The organism is uncultured Sphingomonas sp. (assembly GCF_964243315.1).
Lineage (GTDB): Bacteria > Pseudomonadota > Alphaproteobacteria > Sphingomonadales > Sphingomonadaceae > Sphingomonas.
Window position 1 is genome coordinate 1 of the sequence record NZ_CAXTEM010000114.1, and the last position, 3,202, is coordinate 3,202.

General features: G+C 65.5%; 3 protein-coding genes. All 3 read left to right on the forward strand.

Going from position 1 to position 3,202, the window contains the following annotated elements:
- Positions 1-113 precede the first annotated feature (113 nt).
- Positions 114-1,769 (forward strand): trigger factor, encoded by a 1,656-nt coding sequence (tig, locus tag ACFE77_RS16290; RefSeq protein ID WP_375422693.1) that lies wholly within the window; start codon positions 114-116, stop codon positions 1,767-1,769.
- Positions 1,770-1,869: 100 nt separating this feature from the next.
- Entirely contained in the window at positions 1,870-2,802 is a 933-nt protein-coding gene (locus ACFE77_RS16295) for a glycosyltransferase family 2 protein (protein ID WP_375422695.1), read from the forward strand.
- Between the two features lie 105 nt (positions 2,803-2,907).
- Positions 2,908-3,202, forward strand: a 295-nt coding sequence (locus ACFE77_RS16300; protein WP_375422694.1) for an ATP-dependent Clp protease proteolytic subunit, incomplete at its 3' end; no start/stop codon positions are given.

The following is a 3,202-nucleotide window of genomic DNA, read 5'->3' on the forward strand; positions in this document are numbered from 1 at the left end:
GTTTAGGTCCTGCCATCGCAAGATGTGGGGGTTCGAGTCCCTTCGCCCGCACCAGACCTGCTGCCGATCGCATGACGGCGGCGGGAACGAATTTCTCAAGATGAAGGCCTAGCATGCAGACTGTCGAGACGTTGAACGAGGGGCTGAAGCGCGCCTACACCCTGACCATCGCGGCGAAGGACATCGACGCGAAAGTGGACGCTGAAGTAAAGCGCGTCGCGCCGCAGATTCGCATGCCCGGTTTCCGCCCCGGCAAGGTGCCGACCAACCTGGTCCGCAAGATGCACGGCGAGGCGCTGACCCAGGACGCGCTGAACGCCGCGATCCAGGAAGGCATTCAGGGCCTGATGGCCGAGAAGCAGCTGCGTCCCGCGATGCAGCCCTCGGTCGAGCTGGGCGAGGATTATGCACCCGGCAAGGACGCCGAGATCAAGATCGCGCTCGAAGTGCTGCCGACGGTGCCGACGCCTGCGATCGAATCGCTGACGCTGGAGCGGCTGACGGTTCCGGTCGCGGACGACGCGGTCGACGCACAGCTGCAGAAGTTCGCGGATCAGCAGAAGAAGTGGGACGATGCGGACGCGGATTATGTCGCGAAGATGGGTGATCTCGTCACCGTCGACTTCCTCGGCAAGACCGCGGACGGCACCGCCTTCGAGGGCGGCACCGGCGAGGACATGGCGGTCGAGCTCGGCTCGGGACGGTTGATCCCCGGCTTCGAGGATCAGCTGGTCGGCGTGAAGGCGGGCGACGAGAAGGTCCTGAACGTGACCTTCCCCGACGATTATCCGGCGGCCGAGCTGGCGGGCAAGCCCGCGACCTTCGACATCACCGTCAAGTCGGTGAAGACCGCGGGCGAGAGCGCGATTGACGAGAGCTTGGCCAAGTCCCTCGGGCTCGAGAGCCTGGACCAGCTGAAGGGCCTGCTCCGCACGCAGATCGAGCAGGAGCATAACGGCCTCACCCGCACTCATATGAAGCGCAAGCTGCTCGACCAGCTTGCCGAGGGGCATGATTTCGAAGTGCCGCCGTCGATGGTCGATGCTGAATTCGCGCAGATCTGGTCGCAGCTCGAGCATGAAGCCACTCACGAGGCGGATCCCGCCGCGGCGATGGCCGAGATGGAAGCCGAGCGTGACGATTATAAGAAGATCGCCGAGCGCCGCGTGCGGCTGGGCCTGTTGCTGTCCGAGATCGGGCAGGCCAACGGCATCGAGGTCAATCAGCAGGAGATGAACCGGCTGATCGCGCAGGCCGCGCAGCAATATGGCGCCGACGATCGCCAACGCTTCATCCAGTACGTCCAGCAGGAGCCGATGGCAGCTGCCCAGCTGCGCGCGCCGCTGTATGAGGACAAGGTCGTCGACTTCCTGTTCGAGAAGGCGACAGTCACCGATCGCGAGACCACGCGCGAGGAGCTGGAGGCTGCGATCGAGAGCGAGGACGGTTTCGCGACCGGCACGCACACTCACGACCACGACAACCACAAGCCGAAGAAGCCCGCCAAGGCGAAGAAGGCCAAGGCTGCGCCGGTTGAGGATACCGCACCGGCCGCGGACGCTGCACCGGCCGAAACTGCCGACGCCGCTCCCGTGGCCGACGCGCTGACGCCAGTGAAGAAGGCCACCAAGAAGAAGGGCGCGCCGGTCGAGGCGGAAACCGCGCTGCTCGAATCGTCGCCGGTCGCGGCGGAAGCCGCTGTCGGCACCGAGGCGGCCGATGCGCCGGTGAAGAAGCCGCGCGCGAAGAAGGTGAAGAGCGAGGCTTGATCCCGCTCTTCGCGCCTGACTTGTACCAGCACCTGCCGCCGAGCCGCATCCTTGTCGTGGCCGGCGGCGGCGGCCGGCGGGCGGTCTTCGATGGCCGGATCTGCTTGTGACCGCAGCCACGATCGCGGTACTGCTGCCGTGCTACAACGAGGAAGCCGCGGTCGCGCAGACGATCGCGGGCTTTCGTGCGGCGCTGCCGGGCGCGGCGATCTACGTCTACGACAACAACAGCAGCGATCGCACCGCCGAGGTCGCGCGTGCGGCGGGTGCGATCGTGCGGTGCGAGCGGATCCAGGGCAAAGGAGCGGTGGTACGTCGGATGTTCGCGGACATCGACGCCGACGTGTATGTCATGGCGGACGGCGACGCGACCTATGATGCGGATGCGGCACCGGCGCTGATCGCGCGATTGTTCGACGAGCAGCTCGACATGATCGTCGGTAGCCGGATCAGCGAGGCCGAGCTGGCGTATCGGCGAGGGCACCGGTTCGGCAATGCTTTACTGACGGGGATGCTGGCCCGGCTGTTCGGGCGCAGCTTCACGGATATCCTGTCCGGCTACCGGGTGTTTTCGCGGCGGTTCGTGAAGAGCTTCCCGTCCCTGTCGGCAGGGTTCGAGATCGAGACCGAGATCAGCGTTCATGCGCTGGAGCTGAAAATGCCGTGCGCCGAGATCGAGACGCGGTATTTCGCGCGGCCGGAAGGATCGGCGTCCAAGCTCAGCACCTATGGCGACGGCTGGCGGATCCTGCGGACGATCGCAACGCTCTATCGGATCGAGCGGCCCTTGCTGTTCTTTGGCGCGGTCGGGCTGTTGCTGTCGCTGGTCGCGGTGTTGCTCGCGGCGCCGCTGGCGATCACCTATATGCAAACCGGGCTGGTGCCGCGGTTCCCGACCGCGATCCTGGTCACCGGACTGGTGATCCTGGCGGCGCTTAACGTCTTCGCAGGGCTGATCCTCGATACCGTGGTGCGCGGGCGGCGGGAGACCCGGCGGCTGGCGTATCTGGCGTTGAAGGCACCGGGCGTCTGACTTGCCTGCTATGATAGAGCGTCGCGACGAGAAGGTCGTGGCGGGCTTGAACTACCACGCGCAAGCGCCGATGTTGGCGCTTCCGAGGGCATAAGAGAGAATTTCATGCACAATCCGTTCGAGACCGGCGACTTCATGGCTCCCCTGGCGAATGCCGGCGTCGGTGTCGTCCCGGGCCGCGCCGGCCTGGTGCCGATCGTGATCGAGCAGTCGAACCGTGGCGAACGTTCGTTCGACATCTTCTCGCGGTTGCTCCGCGAGCGCATCATCTTCGTGACCGGGGGGGTTGAGGACGGCATGGCGTCGCTGATCTGCGCGCAGCTGCTGTTTCTCGAATCCGAGAACCCGAAGAAGGACATCTTCATGTACATCAACTCGCCGGGCGGGGTGGTGACGGCGG

Excerpts from the sequence above, each read along its gene's own strand:
- tig (WP_375422693.1), top strand. The coding sequence starts at position 114 with ATGCAGACTGTCGAGACGTTGAACGAGGGGCTGAAGCGCGCCTACACC.